Source organism: Pantoea sp. X-Soil-OKNW-713 (assembly GCF_059730685.1).
On record NZ_AP035995.1, the window covers coordinates 2,425,158 to 2,450,946 of the forward strand.

24 protein-coding genes are annotated in these 25,789 nt (G+C 50.1%); 5 read left to right on the forward strand and 19 right to left on the reverse strand.

Features of this window, described 5'->3' with window-relative positions; genetic code table 11:
* Window positions 1–17 precede the first annotated feature (17 nt).
* Both proQ and AC6I8R_RS11300 read right to left on the reverse strand, forming a co-directional pair.
* Window positions 18–701 carry an RNA chaperone ProQ gene (gene proQ / locus AC6I8R_RS11295; protein ID WP_021182991.1) on the reverse strand — a complete coding sequence of 228 codons (684 nt, stop codon included), beginning with the start codon at window positions 699–701 and terminating at the stop codon, window positions 18–20.
* A 96-nt stretch (window positions 702–797) separates the two neighbouring features.
* Window positions 798–1,298 carry a GAF domain-containing protein gene (locus AC6I8R_RS11300; RefSeq protein WP_021182990.1) on the reverse strand — a complete coding sequence of 167 codons (501 nt, stop codon included), beginning with the start codon at window positions 1,296–1,298 and terminating at the stop codon, window positions 798–800.
* Window positions 1,299–1,513: 215 nt separating this feature from the next.
* On the opposite strand from AC6I8R_RS11300, the gene yebS reads away from it, so the two are divergent.
* From yebS to rsmF, 3 genes are all read left to right on the forward strand, one after another.
* Window positions 1,514–2,758, forward strand: coding sequence for a membrane integrity lipid transport subunit YebS (gene yebS / locus AC6I8R_RS11305; protein ID WP_415174521.1), 1,245 nt, complete (start codon window positions 1,514–1,516; stop codon window positions 2,756–2,758).
* Complete coding sequence (locus AC6I8R_RS11310; RefSeq protein WP_036625107.1) at window positions 2,727–5,366, forward strand: PqiB family protein; 2,640 nt, start codon at window positions 2,727–2,729, stop codon at window positions 5,364–5,366. The genes yebS and AC6I8R_RS11310 overlap by 32 nt, the downstream gene beginning before the upstream one ends.
* An 81-nt stretch (window positions 5,367–5,447) precedes the next feature.
* Entirely contained in the window at window positions 5,448–6,866 is a 1,419-nt protein-coding gene (gene rsmF, locus AC6I8R_RS11315; RefSeq protein ID WP_497832255.1) for a 16S rRNA (cytosine(1407)-C(5))-methyltransferase RsmF, read from the forward strand.
* A 3-nt stretch (window positions 6,867–6,869) separates the two neighbouring features.
* On the opposite strand, the gene AC6I8R_RS11320 is transcribed toward rsmF, so the two are convergent.
* Complete coding sequence (locus AC6I8R_RS11320; protein ID WP_021182988.1) at window positions 6,870–7,517, reverse strand: metallophosphoesterase; 648 nt, start codon at window positions 7,515–7,517, stop codon at window positions 6,870–6,872.
* Window positions 7,518–8,060: 543 nt separating this feature from the next.
* Between AC6I8R_RS11320 and AC6I8R_RS11325 the strand changes: the two genes are divergently transcribed.
* Window positions 8,061–8,339, forward strand: a complete 279-nt coding sequence (locus tag AC6I8R_RS11325; RefSeq protein ID WP_497832256.1) for a hypothetical protein — start codon at window positions 8,061–8,063, stop codon at window positions 8,337–8,339.
* A gap of 46 nt (window positions 8,340–8,385) precedes the next feature.
* On the opposite strand, the gene AC6I8R_RS11330 is transcribed toward AC6I8R_RS11325, so the two are convergent.
* The 7 genes from AC6I8R_RS11330 to AC6I8R_RS11360 all read right to left on the reverse strand — a co-directional run bounded on the left by AC6I8R_RS11330 (window position 8,386) and on the right by AC6I8R_RS11360 (window position 15,179).
* Window positions 8,386–8,553 carry a hypothetical protein gene (locus AC6I8R_RS11330; protein ID WP_021182986.1) on the reverse strand — a complete coding sequence of 56 codons (168 nt, stop codon included), beginning with the start codon at window positions 8,551–8,553 and terminating at the stop codon, window positions 8,386–8,388.
* An 82-nt stretch (window positions 8,554–8,635) separates the two neighbouring features.
* Complete coding sequence (locus tag AC6I8R_RS11335; protein ID WP_415174519.1) at window positions 8,636–8,962, reverse strand: hypothetical protein; 327 nt, start codon at window positions 8,960–8,962, stop codon at window positions 8,636–8,638.
* A 215-nt stretch (window positions 8,963–9,177) separates the two neighbouring features.
* On the reverse strand, window positions 9,178–10,176 hold the full coding sequence (locus tag AC6I8R_RS11340) for a glycosyltransferase domain-containing protein (protein ID WP_415174518.1): 999 nt from the start codon (window positions 10,174–10,176) through the stop codon (window positions 9,178–9,180).
* A gap of 1,848 nt (window positions 10,177–12,024) precedes the next feature.
* The gene (locus AC6I8R_RS11345; RefSeq protein ID WP_497832257.1) at window positions 12,025–12,270 is read right to left on the reverse strand and encodes a hypothetical protein; all 246 of its coding nucleotides are present in this window, start codon (window positions 12,268–12,270) and stop codon (window positions 12,025–12,027) included.
* The gene (gene umuC, locus AC6I8R_RS11350) at window positions 12,267–13,529 is read right to left on the reverse strand and encodes a translesion error-prone DNA polymerase V subunit UmuC (protein ID WP_497832258.1); all 1,263 of its coding nucleotides are present in this window, start codon (window positions 13,527–13,529) and stop codon (window positions 12,267–12,269) included. Before umuC ends, AC6I8R_RS11345 begins: the two co-directional genes overlap by 4 nt.
* Window positions 13,529–13,768: a DNA polymerase V gene (locus AC6I8R_RS11355; RefSeq protein ID WP_497832259.1), complete on the reverse strand. Its 240-nt coding sequence runs from the start codon at window positions 13,766–13,768 to the stop codon at window positions 13,529–13,531. Before AC6I8R_RS11355 ends, umuC begins: the two co-directional genes overlap by 1 nt.
* A gap of 148 nt (window positions 13,769–13,916) precedes the next feature.
* The gene (locus tag AC6I8R_RS11360) at window positions 13,917–15,179 is read right to left on the reverse strand and encodes a tail fiber domain-containing protein (protein ID WP_497832260.1); all 1,263 of its coding nucleotides are present in this window, start codon (window positions 15,177–15,179) and stop codon (window positions 13,917–13,919) included.
* Between the two features lie 162 nt (window positions 15,180–15,341).
* Between AC6I8R_RS11360 and cor the strand changes: the two genes are divergently transcribed.
* Window positions 15,342–15,566, forward strand: coding sequence for a phage exclusion lipoprotein Cor (cor, locus tag AC6I8R_RS11365; RefSeq protein WP_497832261.1), 225 nt, complete (start codon window positions 15,342–15,344; stop codon window positions 15,564–15,566).
* Here cor and AC6I8R_RS11370 read toward each other — a convergent pair.
* The 9 genes from AC6I8R_RS11370 to AC6I8R_RS11410 form a co-directional block, all read right to left on the reverse strand.
* Window positions 15,555–16,511: a hypothetical protein gene (locus AC6I8R_RS11370; RefSeq protein ID WP_497832262.1), complete on the reverse strand. Its 957-nt coding sequence runs from the start codon at window positions 16,509–16,511 to the stop codon at window positions 15,555–15,557. The two genes, cor and AC6I8R_RS11370, sit on opposite strands and share 12 nt — an antisense overlap.
* A complete protein-coding gene (locus AC6I8R_RS11375; RefSeq protein ID WP_497832263.1) occupies window positions 16,511–19,645 on the reverse strand; it encodes a TipJ family phage tail tip protein in 3,135 nt (1,044 codons plus the stop codon). The genes AC6I8R_RS11370 and AC6I8R_RS11375 overlap by 1 nt, the downstream gene beginning before the upstream one ends.
* 63 nt (window positions 19,646–19,708) lie before the next feature.
* Complete coding sequence (locus tag AC6I8R_RS11380) at window positions 19,709–20,233, reverse strand: tail assembly protein (RefSeq protein ID WP_497832264.1); 525 nt, start codon at window positions 20,231–20,233, stop codon at window positions 19,709–19,711.
* A complete protein-coding gene (locus AC6I8R_RS11385; RefSeq protein WP_497832265.1) occupies window positions 20,176–20,904 on the reverse strand; it encodes a C40 family peptidase in 729 nt (242 codons plus the stop codon). The genes AC6I8R_RS11380 and AC6I8R_RS11385 overlap by 58 nt, the downstream gene beginning before the upstream one ends.
* A complete protein-coding gene (locus AC6I8R_RS11390) occupies window positions 20,901–21,605 on the reverse strand; it encodes a phage minor tail protein L (protein ID WP_497832266.1) in 705 nt (234 codons plus the stop codon). The genes AC6I8R_RS11385 and AC6I8R_RS11390 overlap by 4 nt, the downstream gene beginning before the upstream one ends.
* A 71-nt stretch (window positions 21,606–21,676) precedes the next feature.
* Window positions 21,677–21,934, reverse strand: coding sequence for a hypothetical protein (locus AC6I8R_RS11395; RefSeq protein WP_497832754.1), 258 nt, complete (start codon window positions 21,932–21,934; stop codon window positions 21,677–21,679).
* A 138-nt stretch (window positions 21,935–22,072) separates the two neighbouring features.
* A complete protein-coding gene (locus AC6I8R_RS11400; RefSeq protein WP_497832267.1) occupies window positions 22,073–22,426 on the reverse strand; it encodes a phage tail protein in 354 nt (117 codons plus the stop codon).
* A 54-nt stretch (window positions 22,427–22,480) separates the two neighbouring features.
* Complete coding sequence (locus AC6I8R_RS11405) at window positions 22,481–22,702, reverse strand: hypothetical protein (RefSeq protein ID WP_497832268.1); 222 nt, start codon at window positions 22,700–22,702, stop codon at window positions 22,481–22,483.
* Window positions 22,703–22,742: 40 nt separating this feature from the next.
* Window positions 22,743–25,781: a tail protein (tape measure) gene (locus tag AC6I8R_RS11410; RefSeq protein WP_497832269.1), complete on the reverse strand. Its 3,039-nt coding sequence runs from the start codon at window positions 25,779–25,781 to the stop codon at window positions 22,743–22,745.
* Window positions 25,782–25,789 lie beyond the last annotated feature (8 nt).

Sequence of the window (25,789 nt, forward strand, 5' to 3'; positions counted from 1 at the left end):
CAGGGTCAGCCTCCGTTTCAGAACTGCAAATGTTCTGCGCGCACAATCATTGCCATGCCGGAAGCGAGCTGTACCCGAACGCCATCTTTGGTAATTTCAAGAATGGTTGCGTCCATCGCACTTTTGCCTGCTTTAACTTTAATATTCTGGCCGGGTTGCAAAGTTGAGGTATCAGTGATGGGTTTAGCTCGCGGCGGGCGAGGTGCAGCATTACGTTCAGAAGACGCAGCACGCGGTGCCTGCGAACGCGGTTTACGCGGCGCATCACCTTCTGCCGCTTTACGCGGTGCCGGTTTGCGTGGACGGCGTGGTTCGCCAGTCTCTTCGCCAGCTTCACGCTTCTTCGCTTTTTGCTGTTCGCGCTGTGCCTGTACGCGTGCTTTCGCTTCTTCCAGCTGTTTGCGCGCATGTTCTACGTGTTGCTCATCCAGCACGCCACAGGCGTTGCCGTCGAGATCCACACGGATGGCACCTGCTTTAATGCCGTAAAGGTAACGCCAGCTTGAGGTATAAAGACGCAGAGCCGAACGCAGTTGCGTCTTGCTCAGGCCCATATCGCCCTGAACTCGCTCGACCAGATCCTGAAAGATACCGATCTTCAGCGGACGCGCTTCACCTTCGGCGCTAAAGCAGTGCGGAAAACGCTCCGCCAGAAAGGCGATCACTTCTTTACTGCTATTCAACTTAGGTTGATTTTCCATGAAATTTCCTGATTACAACGGGTTTGCCGACCAGAGCAGGCATGAACAGGCGACATTATAATGACAACATCGCCAAATGCTATGTGATCCAGTCGATTAGCTGCGCGTCAGTTGAAGATATTTTTCAATATCGCTGCCCGCCAACACTTCGCAAAGCCCGTCAGTAAGGGCCACCAGCCCCGTTTCATCCTCACTGTCGAAGCGAGAATAAACCGTACTGTCGATGTCCAGCACACCGACTAACGTGCCATTCACTTTCAGAGGAATCACGATTTCCGCATTACTGGCGGCGTCACAGGCGATATGTCCAGGGAAAGCGTGCACATCTTCCACGCGCTGCACTTTCTCTTCTGCAATCGCCGTGCCACAAACACCTTTACCGACTGGAATTCGAACGCAGGCAATTTTGCCCTGAAAAGGGCCCAGTACCAGCGTATTCGCCTCAGTCAGCAAATAAAATCCTGCCCAGTTCACGCCTTCCAGGCGTTCAAATAGCAGCGCACTGCAATTGCCCAGCGCAGCGAGGAAAGACGTTTCACCCGCCAGCAGTGCGCGAGCATCGCGATTTAAATCCTCGTAAAAGGCTTTTTTGTTCATTGTTTAACCATAATCAGCTACAGCAGAGCCGCTTTGTCACTTAGTTGTTAAAATAAGCACTAATAATCCAGCCTCACAAGGTGAATCATTGTGTTAGTTACTATACCCTTAGCTTTCTGTGGATCGAACTTGATGCCACGACAGCTGTCTCAGCCAGCTAGCGCTGTATGACATGCCGGTAACAGTAACAAACGATGGGCCACTTGCGTCACCCTATGAAAATTCACGCTATCAGCCAGACGTTGCCCCACGCACGTTATCAGCGTTGTCCGCAATGCGATACCCTTTTTTCCTTACCGGATGTTAAATCGCATCAGGCTGCCCACTGCCCGCGTTGCAATGCCCGAATTCAGAGCGGTTTTGACTGGTCAATGACGCGTCTTACCGCCATGGCCGTTACCATGCTGGTGCTGATGCCCTTCGCCTTTACCCTGCCGCTGGTGGATATTCGTTTGCTCGGGATGCGCATCAACGCCAGCCTGTTGGAAGGTGTGATTCAAATGACGCAGCAAGGCGATGTGCTGACGGCATCGATCGTGGCGTTTTGCACCATTGGTGCGCCAGTCACCCTGGTAGCAGGCATCAGCTATTTAGGCATCGGTCATGCGCTCGGGATGAATTTGCGTCCGGTGTTGTTGATGCTGGAGAAATTAAAAGAGTGGGTAATGCTGGATATCTATCTGGTGGGTGTCGCGGTGGCATCAATCAAAGTCCAGGATTACGCCACACTGGAGGTCGGTTACGGCATGGTGGCCTATATCGCGCTGACGGTTCTCAGCGTTCTGACCCTGATCCACCTCAATGTTGAACAGTTGTGGGAACATTATTACCCGCAATCCGTACCGACCTCGCCTCCCGAACAATGGCAGGTCTGCCTGAATTGCCATCACACCGGCGTGGCTGACAATCGCGGACGCTGCACCCGCTGCCACACGCCGCTGGATTTTCGCCGTCGCCATAGCCTGCAAAAATCCTGGGCGTCGCTGATTGCCTCCATTGTGTTGTTGATCCCTGCTAATCTGCTTCCGATTTCAGTGGTTTACGTCAATGGTGCCCGGCGTGAAGATACTATTTTCTCCGGCATTCTCGGTCTGGCCTCGGGCAATATCCCGGTGGCTGCCGTGGTATTTATTGCCAGTATTCTGGTGCCGTTTACCAAAGTGTTGGTAATGCTGACGTTATTGCTCAGTATCCACTTTAAATGTGAACAGGGGCTGAAGACCCGTATCCGTCTGCTGCGCGCCGTCACCTGGGTCGGCCGCTGGTCGATGCTCGATCTGTTCGTCATTTCTTTAACCATGTCGCTGGTCAATCGTGATCAGCTGCTGGCTTTTACGATGGGACCCGCCGCGCTCTACTTTGGTGCGGCAGTAATCCTGACCATTATGGCTGTTGAGTGGCTTGACAGCCGCCTGATTTGGGATGCACATGCAACAGGAAACGCCGACTACACCGACTAGCGCTAATCTGCGTAACAAACGCAAGATTTCGCCGTTCTGGTTATTGCCCATTATTGCCCTGCTGATTGCCGCATGGCTGCTGTGGACCAATTATCAGGAACGCGGAACCATCATCACGATTAACTTCCAAAGCGCGGACGGCATCGTGCCGGGGCGCACGCCGATTCGTTATCAGGGCGTGGAAGTCGGTACGGTACAGGGGATCGTGCTGAGTGATGACTATCACAGCATCCAGATCAAAGCCAGTATCAAAAGCGACATGCGTGATGCGCTGCGCGACAACACGCAGTTCTGGCTGGTCACTCCTAAAGCCTCTCTGGCGGGCGTTTCCGGGCTGGATGCGCTGGTGGGCGGTAACTATATTGGCATGATGCCTGGCAGCGGTAATCCACAGGAACATTTCACCGCGTTGGATACGCAGCCGAAATATCGCGTAAATACCGGTGAATTGTTGATCCATCTGCACGCCCCCGATCTGGGTTCGCTCAATACTGGCTCGCTGGTCTACTACCGCAAAATCCCGGTTGGCCGGGTCTATGACTACAGCATCAATAGCAACACCGATGGTGTGACCATTGATGTGCTTATCGAGCGTCGTTTCATTAACCTGGTTAAAAAGCAGAGCCGTTTCTGGAACGTCTCGGGCGTGGATGCGGATGTCAGCCTGAGCGGGGCTAAGGTGAAGCTGGAGAGTCTGGCGGCATTGGTGAACGGTGCCATCGCCTTTGACTCACCGGATGAGGGCCAGCAGGCGGCAAGCGATGAGAACTACACGCTATATCCCGATCTGGCCCAAAGCCAGCGGGGGGTGCAGGTCAGCCTTGATTTACCCAGTGGTGATAACCTGAAAGCCGACAGTACACCATTAATGTATCAAGGCCTGGAAGTCGGCACCTTAACCAAACTCAATCTACTTCCTGGCGGTAAAGTCACCGGTGAGCTGACCGTTGATCCTTCCGTTGCCGGTCTGATGCGCAGTGGTACACGCATTGAGATGCGTTCGCCGAAGATCAGCCTGACTGACACCAACCTCAGCAGCCTGCTGACCGGTAATACCTTTGAATTGATCCCCGGCGAAGGCCAACCGCAGGACCACTTTAGTGTGCTGCCAGCCAGTGAATCGTTGCTGCAAAAACCCGACGTTCTGACCTTAAAACTGAACGCCCCGGAGACCTATGGCATCGATGCCGGTCAGCCGCTGATGCTTTATGGCATGCAGATTGGTCAGGTGATTTCACGTCAGTTGGATGAACAAGGCATCAGTTTTGTGGTGGCGATTAATCCGGAGTATCGCCATCTGGTACACGCTGACAGTAAATTTGTCGTCAATAGCCGTATCAACGTTAAATTTGGCCTGGATGGCATGCAGGTGCTCGGTGCCAGTGCGCGTGAATGGGTGGACGGCGGTATTCGTCTGATTCCGGGTGCGAAAGGCAACCCGGACAGTCACTATCCGCTGTATGCCGATGCTGAACGCGCCGAGGAAGGCATCATTGGCGAGCAGCCTCCTGCCACCCTGAAACTCACCGCCAACAGCCTGCCTGATGTGCAGACCGGTTCGGTGGTTTTGTATCGCAAATTCCAGGTCGGTGAAGTGGTGGATGTGGTTCCTCGCGCCGATGCATTTGAAATTTCGATACATATTGAACCTCAGTACCGCAAACTGTTAACCAGTGAAAGCGTGTTCTGGGCGGAAGGCGGTGCCAAGGTTCAGTTAAATGGCAGCGGTCTGACGGTACAAGCTTCCCCGCTGAACCGCGCGTTAAAAGGCGCCATCAGCTTCGACAATTTGAGTGGGGCACAGGCGGCCAAAGGGGTTAAACGTATCCTGTACCCCTCTGAAACGGCAGCGCGTGCTGTGGGTAGCCAGATTACGTTACATACTTTCGATGCCAGCAAACTTGCCGCAGGCATGCCGATTCGTTATCTCGGTATCAATGTCGGCCAGGTCGAATCATTGTCGCTCAGTGCCGATAACAACCAGGTCGTGGCAAAAGCGGTGCTGTATCCCGAATATGTGCAGGACTTCGCCCGTATTGGCAGCCGCTTCTCCGTGGTATCTCCACAGATTTCGGCAGCCGGTGTTAATCACCTCGAAACCTTGCTCCAACCCTATGTCAACGTCGATCCCGGCAAAGGGGCGCAGTCACGGACGTTCGAGCTTCAGGACAGCACCATCACCGATTCCCGTTATCTTAACGGCCTGAATATCTTCGTTGATGCAACCGAAGCCGGTTCGCTCTCCGTCGGTACACCGGTGCTGTTCCGTGGTGTGGAAGTCGGTACCGTCACCGGTACTTCGCTGGGCAACATGGCGGACCGTGTCCAGGTCGCGCTGCGCATCAGTAAGAAATATCAACATCTGGTACGTAATAACTCGGTGTTCTGGCTGGCATCCGGCTACAACCTGAATTTCGGCCTGATTGGCGGTGTGGTGAAAACCGGTACTTTCCAGCAATTTATTCAGGGCGGCATTCAGTTTGCCACACCACCAACGGTGCCACTGGCTCCGCAGGCAGGTGCCAACAAACATTTCCTGTTACAGGATGAAGCGCCGAAAGACTGGCGCAATTGGGGCACGGCAATTCCCGACCCCGCACAACCCTAAGCAAATCGGGCAGCCTGGCTGCCCGATTCTTTTTCGCGTGTTACACTTCGCGCTCTGTTTGTTTTCCCCCGGAAGAAACCCGTGTCCGAACGCTTTCCAGAAGATTTCCTTGCGCTGATGCGCACCAGCTTGTCTGACGAGACTGAAATGCAACGCTTTCTCGCCATCAGTCAACAACCCTTGCGTCGCAGCTTGCGCGTCAACACGTTAAAAATTAGCGTGGATGATTTTCTCGCCCAAACTTCAGATTATGGTTGGCAGCTCACGCCGATCCCCTGGTGCAAAGAAGGCTTCTGGATTGAACGCGACGATGAATCGCTCCCGCTCGGCAGCGTGGCTGAGCATCTCAGCGGATTGTTCTACATTCAGGAAGCCAGCTCCATGTTGCCAGTAACGGCATTATTTGATGCGGCTCCGGATGCCCATCAGGTGATGGATGTTGCTGCGGCACCGGGTTCTAAAACCACACAAATGGCGGCATTGATGCACAATCAGGGTGCCATCCTTGCTAATGAATACTCCGCCAGCCGGGTCAAGGTCTTGCATGCCAATATCAGCCGCTGTGGCGTCAGCAACGTCGCTCTCACCCACTTTGATGGCCGGGTTTTTGGTGCTGCGTTACCGGAACAATTTGATGCCATCCTGTTGGATGCCCCCTGTTCCGGTGAAGGCGTGGTGCGCAAAGATCCTGATGCGCTGCGCAACTGGACACTCGCCAGCACGGAAGAGATTGCCGCCACCCAGCGCGATCTTCTCGACAGCGCCTTTCATGCGCTACAGCCTGGTGGAACGTTAATCTACTCGACCTGTACCCTTAATCAGATTGAGAATCAACAAGTTATCAGCTGGTTGCAGCAACGCTATCCCGATGCGGTTGAAATCGTTCCGCTGGCTGGCCTGTTTACCGGGGCGGAACAGGCGCTGACACCGGAAGGTTTTCTGCATGTATTCCCGCATATCTATGATAGCGAAGGGTTCTTTGTTGCTCGCCTGCGCAAAATTGCCAGTCTGCCCGCATTGCCGACACCTAGCTATAAAGTGGGTAAACTGCCCTTCTCTCCTGCCAGCAGAAAATTGAACGCTGAAGTGCAGCAAGCCGCCGCGAAAGTGGGTTTGCGTTGGGAGGATAATCTTCAGTTATGGCAACGCGATAAAGAACTGTGGCTGTTTCCGGCGGCGCTGGAAAGCTGGTTGGGTAAAGTACGCTTTTCACGCATTGGCCTGAAACTCGCGGAGACTTTCCCCAAGGGGTATCGCTGGCAGCATGAAGCCGTGGTTGCGCTGACACAAGCGGATAACGCGTTGTCGTTTGCACTGACGGAAGCGGAAGCGGAAAGCTGGTATCGCGGTCAGGATATCCATCCGGAAAATTTACCTGAACGCGATGAAGTCCTGGTGACCTACCAGCAACAAACGCTGGGGCTGGCAAAAAAAGTCGGGAATCGCATCAAAAATAGCTATCCGCGCGAGCTGGTTAGAGACGGTCGTCTGTTCCGCTAACCGCTATTGCAACTGTACCAATGTCAACCGGTTGCCAAACACGGCGCCGGTATCTATGTAGTGTTGATTGGCAACGTTGAGCGGTTGCTCCAGCGGCGTATGACCAAAGTAGAAATCACTGGCTCCATCAATCGCCATCGTGTTACCCCGTTGATGCCGTCCCAGCCGGTCGCGACTCCACACCACCTGATGCCAGTCCACTTCCTGTCCCAGTTCATAGTGGCTGGCAGGATAATCAGCGTGCGCAATCACCACCACCCGATCCCCGAGCTGAAGATGTAAAATCAACGGCAACTCCACGCATTGCTTCAGCGCGTGGCGTGCAGCAATCAAAGCTGTGCCACGTAGCTGCCAGAACCATTCACCCCCATTCATAACCCATAACATCGGATCTTTGCCTTGCAGAGCAGCGATAGCCATCTGTTCGTGGTTTCCACGCACACAGCGAAACCAGGGTTCTTTAAGTAATTCAAGACAACCGGGACTGTCCGGCCCGCGATCAATCAAATCACCGACAGAAAGCAATAAATCCTGCTGTTTATCAAACTGGTGCAGGATCAGCTGTGAATCGAGCTGGGTGCGACATCCGTGTAAGTCACCGACTACCCAGATGTTACGCCACGCTTTTGCATCGACCGTTTGGTAAAACATCATGGTCTCCTGAAAGCTGGTTTACTGGAAGTTTAGTGATTACGGCATAAAGTATAGCCTGGCGGCCTGTAACCACCGGGGAGGAAGCGTGAACAGTCGGAAACAGTTTATTGGGATTCTGGTGGTGATTTTTATCGGTAGCCTGTTGCTGCTGGAAACCCTTGCGCGGCTGGTGCATTTACTGGTGGTGGGATAAATCAGAGAGATGGGCCTGACTAAATTCAACAGCGGCTGCTTCCTGCAGCCCTGATGAATGCCCCTTCCGGCGCTTATCTCCGGCACTCATTAAAGGTGTTAGCTCTGCGAGGGACGGGAAGTAATGTAAACCTTCGGAGTATTCCGAACAAGTTAAATGATATTAACAATCATTCTCATAAGCATTCCCTGTGATATCTATATAATAATCAAATAATTCATGCAGTTAAAGCATTCCACTCAGTAACATCTGCCTGAAAATTCCGCAAGATTGGTTAGCATCTACAGACACATATCCAGCGCATCTTTTGCCAGACTTTACCTGAGGTTGTTTGAAGGAGTAAGCCGATGAAAGATTATTATAAAATCGATTTAGAAGACTTCATGCAGAACAATAAGGCTTTGATTGGTGAGATTAAAAGTAAAGCGCCAGTTTACGCCGATGATATGGGGCTGGATGAAGTGCAGTACATAAACCGTGAGCTCAAACGCGCCCATCTGGATTATGTCGAAAGCCTGGGAGTGAAAGACCCTTACGAATACTACATATCCCGGCATGAAGAAGATCGCCCTCTGGCTGAGCAGCTTATTGCCCAGCACCGAAATTCACTTCATACCGCTCGATAACTCTCATCACTTTTGCCACACCACAGGTGTGGCAATGCGTTATCAGCTAACGCGTGATGAAGAAAATAGCGGTCATAAAGCCGATAAATAATACCGCGAAGGTAATAAATCCCAGGCGCGGCGATTTTGCCCGGCCAACCAACGCGGAAATAAACACACATAACAGGGTTAATGTGCCAATCATCACCCAGAGAAGATATTGTGTATTTGCCATCGAGAATCCTTGTATGCAGGCAACCATTTTTTAGCGCCACTCTTATACCATCTTTTGACCGCCAGAGCATGTCGTGCTGTGATTAGCCGGTCTGAGACTCCTGGCAACGAATCGCTTTCAGTGCTTCAAGCTGTTTAAGACGTGCGCTCACTTTGCTATTTGCATTCGCTTTAGCAATACCGTTTCCGATGCCAAAATCGCCCACAAACCCAATGACCGTCAGGGCATCAAATTCACCGGTTTTATCGATTTGTTGTTGCATCGCCTGAGTTTTAGCAATCTCAGTTTGCAACGCTGGACAGTTATAACTTCTTGCTTCTTCATCAGTCACTGCTGGCGCTTGCGGGTATTGTTTCAGTGCACAACCACTGAGGAGCAGGATGGCAAGCAGACATAGAGCTTTGTACACGACGGTTTTCCTGTGGTAATTATCGGTCCTGTTAAGCTAGCAGTAATGACCTGATCATGTCTGTATTTCTTGATCAACCGGGAAGCACCAAAAAGGGGAAGGCGGGAGCGGAGGGGAAACGTTTTTATAACAAGGGTGATTAACCAGATGGCAGATATTGTTAACGTATTAATGAAAAAAGGAACTCCTTTTCCTCTTTATCTGATTTAAAATAATTAATGCCAGCGTCTGCCTTCTCGCCAACCATGTCTGAGATAATGTTTTACAGCATCTGCACCTGCAGCCGCGACATCTTTATTCAGCGCAAGATAGAGTTCAGGGTCAAAACCTTCAGGTATCATTGAGGGTTTATAAGTGTCGGCTATTTCCTCACCCATCTTTGCCAGTCGCCTGATTTTTTCTTCTAAATCACGCTCGGCGGCTTTTACCGTTTTAATTTTCTCAAAAATTGGCATCGCGCCTGAGAGTGACGACGACCAGGAACGTTTACTAAAATCCCTTGAATTAGTAATGGGCCATTGATGAAAACTCGATTCATGGCTATCAATTACAAGTTTTCTGATGTTATTACCGGTCATCATCTCGGAATAAACCAAAGAAAGCTGGTCGCGTCGGCTATATCTCAAAATTTGCCTGTACCATTCTTCCATAATTTCGATGACATCAGACTCCATGTGATTACGAAGAATCATTCCTGCCCAATACGGCTTGCGGTGTAATGATTCAGGGCAAATTACCTGATAATGGTTCAGTTGCTCAAATACCCTGGCTGAGTCATCAAGTCCTGTCTGAGCGACTTCGAAGAATTCTTCATAAACACTTTCCCGATAAGAATGCATCGGCATGGTTATGTTGCCATAGCTACAGAACTCCTCAATCAATAATGCCGGATCAACAAGCAACCGCACCGTGTTGTCGATGTATAAAGAGCTTTTAAAATCAGAAAGAAAATGATGTGGATTCACTTTAACCATCCTCTGGCTTCTCACAGAATCCAGAGGAAATACAGGTTTTACCACCCTGATTTCCCAGGTTTCACTGGTAAGCTCATTATCATCGGTAAAGCATATCTTTCTAATCTTTGATTTCTTTGCTTCGCCTTCCAGTTCATTCAGTTTCTCATAGCCACCGAATATTGCTGTGTAAAGACATGCAGAATTGTTATCAAAAATCATAATCGCCCTCAATACTTCAACCACACATAAAAACATCATACATTACCAGCCAAGCGGTTAGAAGAAACATCACCACTTGGTTTATATAACGTTGACATCTGTAATTTTTCAACGTTCTTCGACTAAATTAAAATTTTCGTAATTTTTATTAGTTATTGTATCTGAAGATTTAAAATAACCCTGAGACTGAATAGATACAAAAATGCCTAAACACCTTCCCAACCCAATCAGGGCGCGTACAGGAGGATTAAATCGGCGTATGCCATACCTCGGCATCAATCTAAAAATAATCACCACAGAGATAAATTATTACAATTTACACTATTGATATTTAATAATAACAGCTATGAGCGCAATTTATCATTGCCCCGCAGAATAATCAGCACCGAATCACACGGTTAAGATATCAGGATTGCCACAAATCAATTGAGATCAATCTCATTGCGATCAAAAAATTATTTACCTTTCAATAAGGAAGTATTGCACAAATACGGTTACTGGCAAGTTTCACTCTGGCTATGTTGCTTCTCGTTAACCGCTACAGGCAATGCAACACAAACCCATCTCATCTCAAAATAGTGAACTCATCATACAGGATGACCATACCAACTCGGACGGCAAACAGAGCTATCGTGGGACATGCTCCAGGCATGGTGGCGTGAGTAGATGTCTGGGACTGGTAGCATCTATCGCATGCAGAGCTAGCTCAACATGCAGACAAAAAAAGACCGAATACGATTCCTGTTTACGATGCATTGGGATATTTCTGTTATTTATCATGGTGATACATAACAAAAACACCTCTTTTCATGGTTGCAACACTTACCATTGCAGACTTTACAGATCAAACAGTTACCACTTTTTTCGGATCTGGTTCGGACAAATTTCGGTACAGTAATTTCGTCGGCCCTTCCCCATCAGATGTGTCATCTGTATCCATCAACGACTTGTATTTGCGAGAAGCTAAGCCGTACCTGGATTGCAACCAAAGACTCAGAGAATGCACTATGCTTAAGTAGCAACATTAAGCTGCGTGAAAGGGAATGCCATTTATGAAACGTTCGTTAAGTTGGCTAATTATTGTCTTTGTAAGTCTGATCACTTTAGCGGGATGTTATCACTCTGACCGACCAATTGGCCCCGATGGCCGCCCCAATGTACCGGCTGAACAATCAATCCCCGGTGGACCGATGAGCAAAGGACCAGTCGGGCAACCTCAAGCATAGGTCGCACAAAAATGCCAGGGATACTTCTAACTACACCCTCTTCTGAGAAGGTTTGCTGCATCCTTTGCGATAGCTTTTACGGGCAATTCTTTCGACGCAGCTGCGATGCGCTCTAGTTCGTACAAAATATTGGCCCGGTTCAGTGGGATACCTTTCGCACTCAACTCAATCACTGCTGTTCCTATAGCACAACCTATCATCCCTGCCCTCTGAGACTTCAGTTCTTTCATGTATACGTTACGACCATTAATTTGACTTAGTAATAAGCATAGAACGTATTGCTGAACTTTTCCCTGGGGATAATGTCTTAGAAATCATATGGGTTGATCCATGTAGCGAATTTTGCGCCTGCTTAAGCAGGCATTTTTTTGCCCAAATCAAACAAGTTGGACCAGTTTCAAAATATTTATGTATAATGTTCACTCATACCTTGTATGGGCAAGCTACACACAGCATGCGTAGCGAACATGAGAGATTTGCAATTTGAATTAATTATACCTGCTCTGGGCGGGTATTTTTTTGCGCGTCATTGGCATTCTGCTAAAGTTAAGAGGTGACATGTTGAACCACCATGACACTTTCAATTCAAGTATCGTATCCATGATAAATATTGCCCGCTCCTGCACACCACCCGCAGCGCGGGCTTTTTTAGGTTTATCCTTTAAATCGTCGGCCCTTCCCCATCCCTGGTTCTTGTGATCACCCAGGTAATAACACCGATCACCGCTACCTCTTCCAGCGATTCACCCTCTATCGTGTCGCCGTCTTCACAGATGATCGCGCGTTTCTCCAGTCGGCCAATCTGATACTTATCCCAGGCTTCAAAATAGATTGTGTCACCCAGCACCGGCTTAACTGATTTGTCCACCACCACATATCCATCCGGGGTATCAAGTATGTGTGTCATCTCACCACTGGCAGATCCGAAAATCTGGTGGTGTATGCCGGAGACAGCATCTCGCGTTTCATATCCCACGCTTTCTGAATGCCCTGACCTGCGAACCATAATTTACCCTTCCCGCTCTGGTTTAGGCCATCAACGACTCTCATCAGCGCTTCGCTGTTGGCCTGTGGTTGGATTTCATCAAACAGATTGAGCTGCGCAACACCCTGACTGAAGAAGTCACCCAGCATCACACCTGCTTTCATGTAACGGTGTCCGGGTATCCAGATACGTTCCAGTGCTTCCATTGCCATCCGGATGATGTCCCGTGTGTCGTTTGACGGCGTCAGCAGCTTCCCCGTGGCTTGGTTGCCGTAGAACACTTCGTTTTCTGCATGTGGGCTGGTACGAAGGAATACAGCTATCTGGCGACAGTACTGCTTTTCGCCTCTCAGTTTCTCAGCAGCTCTCTCTGCATAGGCGCATATGGCCTGACGCATATCGCTGTATTCCGTGATGCGTGAACCAAAGGATCGTGAGCACACAATCTGCTGCTTTGTCGGTGCGAACTCTTCCATCTCAAGACACGGCTCGCCACGTAATTCACGCACTGTGCGTTCCAGCACCACATTGAAATGCTTCCTGATGATGTAAGTGCTCTGCTCTGAAAGGTCTCTCGCGGTTGTTATACCCATTGCATTGAGCTTTTTACTGATGCGGCGGCCAACGCCCCACACATCCTCGACCGGCACCAGAGCCATCAGCTTGTGCTGGCGATCTACATTCGACAGATCAAGCACGCCACCAGTTTTAGTCCACTTTTTGGCTGCATGATTTGCAAGTTTTGCCAGTGTCTTGGTCGGCGCAATGCCGACGCCCACAGTAAGGTGTGTGTCCCGCTTTATACGTGCGCGCACCTGCCGTCCAAATTCTTCCAGTGAGTGATGCCTCTCCATGCCAGAAAGATTCATGAAGGCTTCATCGATTGAGTAGATTTCAACTGCCGGTGCCATTTCCTCAAGGGTAGACATCACGCGGTTAGACATGTCGGCATACAACGAATAATTGGAGCTGAAGACATGCACTTTATGGCGGCGCAGCTCGTTCTTAATCTTGAAGTATGGGTCGCCCATTCGAATACCCAGGATCTTCGACTCTGCCGATCTTGCTATCACGCAGCCATCATTGTTCGACAGGACAACCACCGGCTTACCACGTAAGTCTGGTCTGAAAACCGTTTCGCAGCTCGCATAGAACGAGTTCACATCAACCAGGGCGAACATCACATGCCACCATTCGGGTTAAATACCTGGAATAGCCGCTCTTCACCTTCTGCTGTCGAAATGTCACGAAAAGTTGTTGTGTGAGTCTCAATCCACTTGTTGGCAGCACGCAACGTGTAATGCCAGTTCATCCGGTCCAGCTCCCGCACAAAATCGCGTGTGCTTACCGTGAAACGCCCCACGGCGTCTCGTTTTATCGCCTGCCTGAAGGCAATCATGATTTCGTAGTCGCGCGGCATGGCGATTACCTCTGATAGATAACTGTACGTATATACAGTATTATCGATCGGTAGAATCGATCAAGTTGATTCTCAGAGGTTCCTGAGAAGGGTCTGTTGGGAAAGGAATTTTAATCTGAGGATGCTATTGAGGCTTGGTGCATGGGTTTTAAGATCCAGCACCTTCCAGAGCAGTGATGCGATCCTGCAAGGCAGTAACCGTATCGCTTTGGGCGCTTATCAACTTCTGCTGCGCCTGGACAGCCATCGTGAGCTTCGCTATCAAAGCTATCGGGTCAAGGGTGTAGGCGTCATCTATTCCGTTTGGGTTAGCCTCAATATCATAGTCATCCGGCAGCCCTTCACCTATAACCGCCTGTGGCGACACTTCAACTAAATCGTTAGCGATAAATCCCAGCTTCTCGATAGACTCTTCAATGATGCCACGGGCTTTATACTTGAATTTTGCTGCTTTCCACTGCACAACCTCGGCCAGAGAAGAAGACACATCTTCATCGGCCATATAAACAGGTTCAGTTTTAAGCATTTTGTCAGATGTTGACGCCAGCGTGATGTTACCGACTGAGGTCGTTCCGACATACAGCGTCATTACCGATCCAGTGCCGGGGTTATTCCAGTGAAGGTTGTACACGAAGTTCGTGAATGCGCCGGTACTACCGGCTTTGCAACAGTAGCCGCCGTTATTTACACGGAACATGCCACCACCAGTCGTCAGTGATCCAGCAAAGTTGACCGTAATTTGATAAGAGCCGTCACTAATGATACGGGAGGTATAATCAAGTGGACTGTTCCCATAGTGGAAGTCGATAAACGGCTGAGCTGCATACATCTCCATGATACCGGAGGAGCAAGATACATAGTTTTGTGCTCCGGCAGCGTTAGCGTAGTCACCGACCTGAAAACCCGAACCCTTAAGGGTTCCCCCAACCACATCGCCGGTGAAAGTGGCCTTAGTGCCAGATATATCCCCGGTGAACGTACCGCCGCCCTTGTCCATCTTCGTGCCAAGCGTGGTGGTAATCCCGTTCCATGCCGGTCCTGTCCAGGTTGTCCCATCTGGCAACGTTACGGTTACATTACCTGTGCCGGAGAAAATCTGTTGCCAGTTCGCTTTGTCCAGGTTCAGCCCGCGAATGGCGTAAGTAACCTGAGATGCCAGCGCCGACGTTATCAGGTTCAGCGTTGCCAGCGGGACATAATCAAATGAAACACCTGATGTTGTCGGGCCGGTGTATGCCTGCGTCAATGTCAGCGCAGTATTGCTTGTTATTGCGCTGATCCCCAGCGTATACGCCGTACCGCCAACGCTCGCCACGATAAACCCGTTGACCGCCACATCAGTTGTAAAAGCTGTACCGCTACCTGTAACCGCAGTTGAACCATTAGTTAAGGTGATAGTGCCTGCTGGCATATATTTTCTCCGGACAATAAAAAACCGGCGCTGCGTCCGGTTTTTATTCGACATTTCGAATGGCTCAAGAAAATAAATCGATCTTATCGATCTCTTTTATTCACTTAATCATTAATTAAATTCGTGATTCGATCATCCATACACATCAAAAAGGAACTAATAATGAAAAGTCTCGTCAGCGTGATTCTTATTTCAATCTGCATCTCTGGATGTGCATCATCGACGCCGCCGATATGCAGCAACAAGGCCAAGATATCAAACCATAGTTATGACATTCCGGTTTTCAAGAAAGAAAATGGCCGATACCTTGCCGGATATCCTTTTTACACATGGACAGATAAATCACAGTTTATTGACACATCTGAGTGTGACCGGCTAAACCCCTAACGCCTGATGGTAGTAGGTATCGTACACATTTGTTTCAATAAAAGCCGGGGGGCTACATGAATACTGATAAGGTGCCTGTTCATTATCATAGGACACCTGATTATACAGATTCCCCCCTTGAGCCTCATACTTGCTTGTGCCGGATATATTAAATCCTGCGCTATAGCAGTTATATCTTACGTAACCTGAATTTCCGGTAACAGGGATCGCCACTACTACTGATACACCACTTGTTATTGCCACCGGGACATCAGAGGTAGTGGTTGAACCCACTGTCAATTTCAGGGGCAGACAGTTCTGGTGCCAGACAATCTGCCCATTGTCATACATGAAGAATCCCGCCGCCGGTGTATTCACCATCATCTTTGAGAAAACATAGATACGAGTAGCAGACATTGTTGATCCAAAATTGCCTCTGAATTGCAACGCCCAATACCCGTTCTGCGTTATTTCGGTCCACCAGACATTGTTAAACCCGGATGCGCTCGTAGAACGATGGAACGCTATAAACGGCATCGACGCAGGCACATTGGTTTGCAAAATTTGGCCGCCAGTCGGCGTGAGGTCAATAACCTGGACAAGATTGAATGGTGTAAATGGTGGCGCTATTTTGAACACGGGCGGATTCACACTATAGTCATTCAGAACGAATCCTGAATAACTGCCAATTGTCGTGGCCGTGGCGACCACGATGACCTTTGATACCGTGTCAACGCCTGACCAGCTTACTGTTTGCCCTGAAACCGATGTGCCAAACGTTATCTGGCTGCTGCCGTAAGTTGTGCGACCTCCTAAAATCGCCGCGGTGAGTGAAAAACCAGGCAGGCTGTAAGTTTTGCTACCGCTCCCGGATACTGTAATAATATCGACCACAAAGTTGAACGACATCGAGTTAAGAACGTCATATGTTGTTCCATCAATATACGCTGTAAATCCGGCTGGCATTATCGGGCCGCCCCCATCGAACAAACAAGTTGTCCACTTGCGTTATACCAGGCTGCACCTTTGTTATCCACAACAAACCGGCCCTGTCCGGACACTGCACCATTAAGCTCGAATGAACCATCTGATTTCATAATTGTTCCTGTTGTTGCAGCGGCATAATTTGAAGAATACCAGGAGCCAACCTTTGCAAGAGTTATTGCGGCATAATTAATCAAGGCATCATTAATAAACACCTGTCCATTCAAAGCAGCAAACGCCAGCTGATAACTTCCCGCGTCACTTCCTGTGTAAATGCCGAACTGATCAGCATTGAATGCAATTGTGGATTTATAGCTGGTGCCTGATGGCTCAATACCGATTGCCATGCCTGCGCCATAATAAACCCCTGATCGCGTTATACCGACCTGAAGTGTGTATGACGCTTTCGCCGTTCCATTATCAGTTACGGTTGCGGTGAGTTTTTCGCTAACAGCTGCATTCAGATCGCCGATTTCAGCCTGAACCTGAGTTTCAAGCTCGGCCATCGCCTGGTTAACTGAAGCGATGGTGGTCGTGATGACAATAACTTGAGCCTTTATTTCTCCATTGACCGCAAACTGATAATCTACCGAAGCATTATTATTCAGGGCGTTCTGAAGCATCCCTTCAATGTTCGTATCAATTTGCGTGGTGAGGTTTTCAAATGCTTCGGATTGCCTGATTTGATCATCAATCAGGTCAATCATTCCGGGTATATCAGAGGACGCCTGTCCTGACGCTTCCACGAAAGAAGACACACCAAAGGCATTCTTTGTGCGCACATACATATAATATGTCGTGTCAGCTTTTAAACCGTGCAGGGTCCACTGAGATGCTCGCCCGAGGAACTTTGCTTCATCCTCAACCGAAGCAACGCTGCTGGCCTGCACCTCGCCGGTGTACCAGAATTCAAATGATGTATCGGTCGTAGCGGTAACATTCATCACCGGCACGATATCAGCCGAAAATATGCCCGGGGTCCACTGAATAAAGGTTGGCGCAGACGGCGCACCGATTACCAGGCTGACCTGCGTTTCCGCACCCTTCATGCCATTACTGTTGCGGCCACGTACCCCCAGCGTATAGCTCCCCGCATCCAGCCCATAAAAATCATAGGTGAACGCCTCAGTCTCGTAGCTTTTCACCACCGCACCGGCTTCAGTGTAGACCGTCAGTTCAAACGTCAGCTTTTTGGTGGTGGTTGCGGTTTCCCACTTCGCCGTAACCTGGACGGTTTCAGAATTGGTGTTGATGATGGTCAGGTTTTCAACGTTAGGCACGCGGTATGCGTTCAGCGTATCGCTGGGCGTTTCAAACACAGCGCCTTCATCAACCACCGCCTGTTTGTTCGGGTCGTGGCGGGTTGCCGAGATGGTGTAAGTGGAGTTGTTCTGATCTTCGGTTATACCCATGATCCGGAAAAGCTGCGTTGCCACCTGCCCCGTTGAAATCGCAAACACAGTGCCGTCACGCACCCAGGCAGGTGCAGCGGAAAGAGTGATAACCGGACCGTTCACCGCTGAAATGGTGTGTTTAGCAAATTTCCCGTCTGCCCCCATGATCGACATCGAGTCACCGCTCCCGGCCAGGCTGGTCACATCAGCGTCAACGGTAATTTGTGCGCCGCTGTGAGACATTATCCGGCCACCCAGCCGCGTTCCGGCGCGGTTGTTATCCGCAACCTCAATAATATCGCCCGGCATGAAAGCAATAGCATCGCGCGCCATCTGGAATGAAACCTTGCGGTATTCGCGCTTGCAGGACTCAATCAGCCATTTTCCGGCCCGCACGGCCTGACCACGGGACGTACATCCGAACGCCTCCAACGTCGTTTCGTTGTAGTTATAAAGGCTGATTTGCTCATCATCAGAAACGTATTCTTTCGACGCGCTCCAGCCATTGTTCGGGTCTGTCCACGATACGACAACAGCGTTATAGCGTTCGCTGCGCTTCATCGAACTGTATGTAAATTTACCGTCAACCACGCTGGCATTGGTCACGGCGGCAACCGGGTCAGCCGGATTATCGATAATCATCGAAAATCGCATACCGTCCCAGAGTGCAATGCCCCGGCAGGCACTGGCAATCTTATCCAAGGTGTCGCGGGCGCTGGAGGCATCGGTCAGGTAGGCATTCATCGTAATGCGCGGCTCTTTACCACCATAGCCGTCATCAACTTCCTGATCGCAGAACTGCGACAGGATGTATAGCGTGCCGTCATCCACATCGACATAGCCCGCATATTTAGCCAGGCCATAACGGATATTCTTCACCAGCGCGCGAAACAGCCAGGCCGGGTTATTTGTCCATGCTGACTTGAATCCACCGGCCCAGATCCCGGTGTAAGTGCGTGCAATCGGGTCGTAATTATCCGGCACATCAACAATCAAACCGCGCAGATGATAAGTGCGGGTTGGTGTGTCTGTGTACTGGTCGCGGTCAACAACACACCCGGCAATAGCGGTATACGGGTACGACAGGCTGTCATCGGTGATTTCCGTATAGCTGTTCCATACGGTGCCGTTATTGAGGAGATCGCTGGTGCTGTCAGCGGTAATTCTGCGCAGGCGAATATCAAACGGTTTGGTTTCCGGCGCGTCAATCAGATGCGCTTCCAGGTACTCCCCCGAGATTTTCCCCGTAATGGTCACAGTTTTAGCAGTCGACCATGCAGCCGTACCGGTGCGGGTCTCTATCACCATTGTGACTGACGTGTTTTTCTGGTTGCCCTTTGAGTCCTGCTCAACCAGCGATGACACGCCAATATTCATACGAACCCGGCTGACATCTTCATCACTGACAGTTCGCACAAGGGGAGTGTCATAAGTCACGTCAGTATTAACAATTGTTGTTGCCTCAATGGTGTCAAATCCGGTAATCGCCGTCTGAGTCAGGCTACCGGGGCGCCAGGCGGCACTGACACCGTTAATTGACACATTACCGCTGGAATCAGTGACAGGGGTGTCATTGAGCATGAACGAGGACAGATAAGTCTGATCAACAGGTCCATAGATCGGCCCCTCTGACAGCAAGTCCAGTACCCTGTAAAATTGTTTTGATGTGAGATTGTCATCAACCAGTTTCGGTGTGCTGCCACCGCCGCCGCCAGAACTCATGTAAGCGCCCCATAAAAAAGGGCCGCCATAAGGCAGCCCTGAAAAAGAATGATTTGTTGGCTATCAGACGATCGAAATATCCCAGTCTTCATTGTTGCTGGTATCAATGCCGAGACTGGCAACATTCGATCCGATAACCATCTCACCCAGCAGGATCGGAACCGGACTCCCCTGACCTACCCGGTTTTCGGCACTGGTAAATGAATTGTTGGTGATGCTGGTCGAATCATTATCCGACGCACTGGAGGTTTTCAACGTGGATGTCATATATAGCGAATAAGCCACTGACGCGACCGTGACCGCCACCATAATCCAGGCAGCCGCGGCAGCTGTAAGTGCCCCTTCAACTACCGGCACAAACAGCACCGCTGCACCGTCTTTCAGATGCCGGTCCATATGAAATGCCAGGTTGTCGTTGGACACATCACCGCCATCGATGCGGATACGCAGACGGGTTTTATAAAAATCACGTTTGAAGGCAGGGCATTGGGCCAGCAGCAGGCGCAGCCCCTGAGAAGGGGTATCAACATTTAAAGCGATCTGGCGGAAATGTCGTCGTAGATTCCCCGCAAATCTAAAGATGAGCATTGTTCATGCCTCCAGATGGAATGGAACAGCGGTATGTAAATCGGGCGCAACTGCTCCCGGCGACTCAGCCGCCCATAAACTTCATGATGGAGAATGGTGTTATTCCCCAACCAGATCATGGCGTGGCACGGATCCGCTTCGGGAAATGCGCGCCGGATAATGACATCACCGGGCTGGATATCTTCAGCGTCAACCTCATAAAACCCGTTGGCTGCCATGTTTTTTAAATACAGATTTTCCCCTCGCAACCACCATCCGTTTGTACGTTCAAAATCAGGCAAATCGATGCCACAGAGGTGATAGGCATCCCGAAACAGCGTATAGCAGTCCGTGATGCCATGAACGAACCGGCGTCCCAGCAGATGCGGAACGGGGCGGATTTTGCGCAGAACCTCGGCGCTGGCAAGCCACCAGTCAATGTCAGTGGCAATCTGTGCCGTGCGGTCAGCCGGTGACAGCACCGGTTTTGGTTTTGGGTGTGAATGAAAAACGGCGGTGATTTCTCCCGCCGCTTCAGCGCTTATCCAGTCCTCATCGCTTATCCTGAAATGCTGAGATGGCTGTGGGTGGACATTCTCACAGCGGATAAGGCGCGTATTATTGAGGATCAGTCCGCACACCTCATCATCGGATGAGGCAGCGTAGAGAAGGCATTCATGTTCCAGCGTCATGATACTTTACTCGCTCCCGGATATCCCCCGTACGGTTTAATAGCTGGCGCGGGAAAACGAAGACGGCAACCGCTAAGGTGTTTTGAACACCGGTCTTTCGTTGTATCCGATGTGGGCTGATCGAACTCATCAGCCACCGCGCCACCGCTGTAACCGCAACCGTCACCCCGGTAAAGCCACTGGCATACATCAGCAAGAATGGTGCGGCCGGGGATTACCGCGTTGTCCTGGTCTACCGGTGTGGAAAGGTTATAAGTGACCTGCTCGGGTGTCTCTTCAGACATTTCCTCCACGGTGTAACGAGACACAGCCTCCATCGTGGTATCAGCATCCGGATTCCCGTTCGGAAAGTTTACCGCATCGAGATGTTTTACCAGCACCTGCCGGCGGGTCAGCGTTGCCCCAGCTGCATCGTTAAAATCACTGTTGATCCCGGTAATCAGACCGTCCATGTTGGCGACAGCCATTGTAGGACGGGCATAGGTGCCCTCGGATTTGGTTTCGAACCCCTCTACAGCAATCGGATAGGCTAAATAAGCATTCCCCTTCCATATGACATCGTTGTAATAACCGTTCGTGCCTGAATGGAAGCGGATCACATCTCCGCCAAATGCCTGAAGGTCAAGCTCGAACAGATCGAGCATCGCGCCAACACCGGCATCAACGCTTTCGATAATGAGTTCTGCTGGTATATCTCGCATAATCACCTGTCAGGTTATAAAGGCTTATATAGCCATTTTTCCGGCATAAAAAAACCCGCCGAAGCGGGTTGCTATGCGTTATTACTCTCTCGCCACTGCGCGACCATATCTTTGGTAACTTCTTTTTTATAACAGATAGGGGCATAACCACCTGCCTTACTCCAGGCACTTCTTCTTCCGCAACTGCTACCGTTTCTGGCTGAATTGAAGGGACATGCACATGTTCCCGGATAAGATGCTATAGACTCATCAATAATATGTTGCTTGACTTGATCGTCTGTAAGTCTCGTACTTTTAGCGTTTGCAATATCTGTAGATACTAATCCCATCAGTAAAATTGACGTCATCAGAAGTTTTTTCACAAACATTTTTAATGCCTCCTTTGTGCAGAAGCATCAAAATAACTTAACTATGAAATCACCAATCGTTCAATAAGAAACCCAAAATGGCATGCTTTTCATCCAATGCTAACGAGGGACCTGCTCAAACGTAGCGGTGAGCTGGTAAAAACTCCCCGTTTTCTGGAGTGACCAGGTGCGGCACACATAAAGCCTCTGCACACCTGTATCGGATGGAGTCCAGTAGAACGACTCAACCGCCATTCGCTCTGTTAAGAATGAATCCGCCTCTTTGGCGACGTTGGGTCGCGAACACTTATCATCGTCGTAACCAATGAACGTAAGCGAATATTTCCCCAGCAAGGGGTTAATCCCCTTAACCTGTCGCTGCTCATAACCATCACCTAGCGCCACGACGCTGACATTAGGCGTGCGTTCGCCCGTGAAGCCCTTTTGAGGACTCCATGTGAAAATTTCAGGCATGAGTTACTCCAAATAAAAAACCCGCCAAAGCGGGTCTAATCGGATGTTGATAAATCAGAAGGTAGCAACTAAGTCTCGCAGTTGCTGCTTAGCTTTTTCAAGTACTCGAGCTTCAATCTCAGCAAGAGATGCATCTCTATCCAGCGAGATTGCAACGTTCACAGTTGTTTTTTGGCTACTAACTTCATAATCGATAAAAACAACACTGCCCAAAATTCCCTTTCCATTGACGTTATCAAACGCCGTGATTTTGCCTACTTCAATTTCCATAGCCATGTTATATCTCCTTGGATTATGAGGTTTGATATTATCAAAATTATCGAGATTTTCTTGCCTGAAGCATTCCACCAGGACGAGTGCTCTGATCTTTCATCTGATAAAGTGCGACCTGCTTCATTGAGCTAACAATCCATGCCTTTGTCGCATCATCAATGCCGCCGGTTGTCTGGATATTGAAATGCACTTCCTGCTGAATTGTCGATCCGCTGCTGGAGCTACCAATGTCCCTGTTGCTAATAACGGAGCCGTTATCACCTGGGATCATATACTGGCTGCCATTGCTGGCCTTGAAGATTTCAGGCTTACCGCCCTCTCCCACCTTATACATGCTGTTGGCGCTGACCGGGCCGCCGTGTTCGCGAGCACCAGTGAGTGACATTGCCTGGGCAGTTGTCATTGCGGTTGTGAAGCCCGTCATGCCCGCTGCTGCTGCCCCGCCTGAGGTTGCTACTGATGCCGCCATTGCCGCTGGGGACCATGCTGCCAGCAGTTCAGCAGCTGCGGCTGACCCGGCAAAAACAGATGCTGTCAGAGCGGTTGCCGCGGTTGCCTGGTTACTGGCGATCGCAGTGGTCTGCGCGGCCTGGCCCATGACAGCCGATTCAACCCATCGCACGCCCATCTCGACCAAGCTGCTTACCAGACCATTGAGGACTGATGTACCAAGGTTGGCGAATGCTTCCGAAAGGCTTTGAGTCCCATTCAGAAGCCCGGTGATAGCGTTAGTGGCACCTCCACCCAAAGATTCAATGGCTGTTCCCAATAATGCGTTTGAATCACTTTGCGCTTTGTAAATCTGCCATTGTGCGGCGATACGCGCCTGCTCATACTCGGTGTTGGCAGCATTCATAAGCGCCAGCCCGTTCTGCGTCAGTACGCCCTTTTCAGTTTCGAATTGCTGGATGAGAGCCAGTTTACGGGCGTTCTCATTTGCAAGTTGCTGGACAGGGTCAATTGCGCCTTGAGCATCCTGCAAGGGTGAAACACCGGAATTTTGCTCAGCCCGGATCTTGGCTAAATTAACCTGATGCTGTTGCTCCAGTTGCTCACTGGTCTGGTTATACTGCTGTTGGGTTATTTTCTTTGCATTGTAGGCAGTTTGCAGATCTTTTACGTCCTGCGCATAGCTGGAATTTTCCTTGGCTTCCGGGATGAGTTTTTCAGCTGCTGCCTGAGCCTTAAGTGCGTTTGCTGTGTCCCATTTTTGTGCTGCGTACTGTCCGGCCAGCGCAATTTGTTCCTGAGTCGCACCTTTGCCGAGAGACTGCTGCGCAGTGAGGATGGCCTGTTCACGGCTCAGTTCAGTTGTCGAGTTTGCAGCAAGTTCAGACTGCTGTTTCAGGTTTGCCAATTTTTGAGCGACAGACTCTTCCTGCTTAGCCAGTTGGCTACTGCTGCTTTTAAGTTTCTGCTGAGCCTGGACATTGTTATATGTCTGTTCGGCCTCATTCTGCATCTGAATAGCTTGTGAGCTGCCTCCGGTGAACCCTGCGTCTTCAGCCTTGTATAGCGCCTGCAACCTTGCGCGAGCTGCTCCCTGTAGCTTTGATAACGCCAGTTCCCTCTGCGACTGCTGGATCAGGTTTTTCTGGCCCTGAGTCAGGTTATCCATCTCCCCCTTAAGGGCCGCAACGTTTGCTTTCGCATTGGCAGAAGCAGAGACAAGATTGACCAGTTTGCTGATAAAAGCAGTAAGCGCCACCTGACCATCAGTGGAAGATGATTTTATCCCCTGTAGCTCCAATACCAACGCTTGCAAAGCCTCCGGGGATTTTGTCTGGGAGACATTTTGCAACTGTTTGGCTAAATTGAACGCTTGCTGTTCAGAAATGCCGAAATTGGATGATAAGGCTGAAATCGTGCTGGAAAATGTAAGCATTGATCCCTGCGCAGCATCACCTCTCGACGCCAGTTGGCTAAATGCCTCTTTGACATTATCCGTTTCGATCTGATTGGCTTTAAGGATGTCATTGAACGCGCTTATACCGACAGTCGCCCCAGCAAATGCTGCTTTGGCAGAATCTCCAAGTCCGAAAATTGAAGTGGCAGCATCATTTATTGCTGAAGGAAGTTTTGACACCGCCTGGTTGTATTCGATGATTGCCTGATTGCGCAGTATCGTGGCCGCTTCAGCGTTTGTTCGTGCCAGCATGGCATACTTATCCGACAAAACAGCCACGCCACTCTGCGAAATGTTAATCACATCATTCAGGGCATTCGTGGCAGTTGCCAGCGTTTTCATCTGGTCTTCTGCGCTGCCCATCGATTTAACCAGCGTTCCTGCCAGTACTGATCCCAACGCGATTATCGCACCGATAATGGCACCGCTTGGCCCGAATGCACCGGCCAGTTGAGAACCCTGCTGGCTGAATGCCACCAGTGCAGACTGACCACCCTGAACCTGGACAATGAAGTCCTGCACCTGATAACCGGCCTGCTGCATCTGTGCGCGCCAGTTACCGTGGCTTTTAGCACCCTGATCGGTGCTGTTCTTCATGTCGAAAAGCTGGCCTGTCAGTTGGCCTATCCTCTGCTTCTCTTCATCAGTCGCAGCAGAACCGGCACGTAATTGCGCAGCAAGGACGGCCGCACTACGCGCTCCATTCTCGTTTGCCTCTTCTAGAATGGTTATCTGGTTACCAAGCCCCTCGATGATAGATTCGGCGCGTGAATACTCCCTTGATGCTGCCGCCGTGCTGCTGGATGATTCTTTCATCGCGCTCGCCATAGAGTTCACCGATGAAATCAGTGTCTGCATTGCGGCATTCATCTGTGTCATCGTCATGCTGGCGGCAAGAGAGTTTGTGTTGGCCTGGCTGATGGCTGTGGCTACGGCAGAAAAAGTGGTATTCAGCGACTGGAGGCTACCATCCATTGATTTTGCATGACTGGTGATCTGGTCCAGATTAGAAGCTGTAGATTTTGCTTCTTTACCAAGATTATCAACTGCTTTCCCGGTGGTCTTAGCGCTACCAGTCATGTCAGACAACGCAGATTTAACCTTATTGGCACCAGTCAGAAGCTGAGCAGTCTCCAGTTCAACGTCGTAATAAATTTCACCAACCTTTTCTGACATGCTGATCT